General features: G+C 61.9%; 3 protein-coding genes. All 3 read left to right on the forward strand.

Annotated features, from left to right (window positions below):
• A partial coding sequence (locus tag EN935_RS35745; RefSeq protein WP_206534659.1) for a biotin transporter BioY occupies positions 1 to 216 on the forward strand: 216 nt, incomplete at its 5' end.
• Positions 217 to 660 carry a DUF1284 domain-containing protein gene (locus tag EN935_RS35750; protein ID WP_127265199.1) on the forward strand — a complete coding sequence of 148 codons (444 nt, stop codon included), beginning with the start codon at positions 217 to 219 and terminating at the stop codon, positions 658 to 660.
• A 236-nt stretch (positions 661 to 896) separates the two neighbouring features.
• Positions 897 to 1,468: tetratricopeptide repeat protein (locus tag EN935_RS35755; protein ID WP_164771672.1), on the forward strand; the 572-nt coding region annotated here is incomplete at its 3' end.

A 1,468-nucleotide genomic window follows, 5' to 3' on the forward strand; every position in this document is an offset into this window, starting at 1 on the left:
GTGCTCGCCTTCGCCGCCATGCTGCTCGGCAACCTTGCCTGCCTGGTTCTCGGCACCATGTGGCTCGCTGTCATGATCGGCACTGAGAAGGCCATCACCTTCGGCTTCCTGCCTTTTCTCGTCGGCGGGTTGCTCAAGTCGGCGCTGGGTGCTGCGACACTCAAGCTGTTTTCGGGCTACAAACCCGAGCCGACCGACCTCAGGCCACAAGAATAAATGACGATCAGGCTACGCGCCCATCACCTCCTTTGCCTGCTCACCTATGTGGGCAAGGGATACAGCCCCGCCTTCACCGCCAATTATGATCGCGTCGCGGAGCGCCTGAGCCGGGGCGAGGACGTCCTCCTCGTTTCCGGCCCCGACGATGTCTGCGCTCCCTTGCTCGACGAGCCGGAACCGCATTGTCTCAACGAGAGCGTCGTCGAGCGGGACCGGCTCGCTGCACAGGACGTGGAGGAATTGCTGGCGCAATCAATCCGCGTCGGCGCCAGTCTCGATCTCGATGCGGCAATCCTGGCTCGGATGCGGCAGGCGTTTTCGGCGGGCCGCGTGCGCAAGGCTTGCGGCGGCTGTGAGTGGAATGAGCTGTGCAGCACGATAGCGGCCGGCGGATATAGCGACACGCTGGTGCACCGGTCCGCCTCGCCAGGCAAGGGCTGATATTGGCGCTGACCTCAATGGTCGAATCTGTGATATAGTCGGCGCCGCGCAGGGCCATGGCCGAAATTCAAGATCGGAAACTGGTGCCTGTCGCCATGGTTTGTTAATCGGGTGCCCGGATTGTGAATTCGAGGCGGATTGAAGCGTGACCCCAAAAAGGCCATGCTTTGCCTGGAAAGATCGAGTCTACGCCGATCCCGCTGACGCGGAGATGGCGCCTGGCTGAAAGGGATACGATGCGGCAAGGACGTGCGCGCTGGCTGACAAGGCTGGCAATTGTTACAGGCATGGCGATCTCGACTTTGCCGGCCTATGCCAAGCAAACCACCGAACCGGTCAAGATCACGTCGTTTTCGGGCGCCTATCTGGCAGCTCGGATCGCCGAAGGCGACAACGACCTCGACAGTGCCATAGCCTACTACAAGCAGGCATTGGCCTTCGACCCGAGCGACACCGGCCTGCAGCAGAGCCTGATGCTGTCGCTGATCGCGCAGGGCCGCTTCGACGAATCCCTCGTCTATGCCGACAAGCTCAAGGAAGTTCCAGATGTCGAGCGCTTTTCGCGCCTGGCACTCGCCGTTGATTCCTTCCACAAGAAGGATTTCACCAAGGCGCAGTACTGGCTCAAGCTGTCGCTGGAATCCGATCTCGACCGGCTGATCTCCGGGGTGATGTCCGGCTGGGCCCAACAGGGCGCCGGCGAGGCCTCCGATGCGATGACCTCCATCGACAAGCTGCAGGGGCCGGATTGGTTCGGCCTGTTCAAGTCGTTCCACCGCGCGCTGATCGCCGATGCGTCCGGTATGCC

Origin of the sequence: Mesorhizobium sp. M7D.F.Ca.US.004.03.1.1, assembly GCF_003998635.1 — a bacterium.
Taxonomy (GTDB): domain Bacteria; phylum Pseudomonadota; class Alphaproteobacteria; order Rhizobiales; family Rhizobiaceae; genus Mesorhizobium; species Mesorhizobium loti.

Bases quoted from the DNA above. Each gene is read 5' to 3' on its own strand.
- EN935_RS35750 (WP_127265199.1), top strand. From the start codon at position 217: ATGACGATCAGGCTACGCGCCCATCACCTCCTTTGCCTGCTCACCTAT.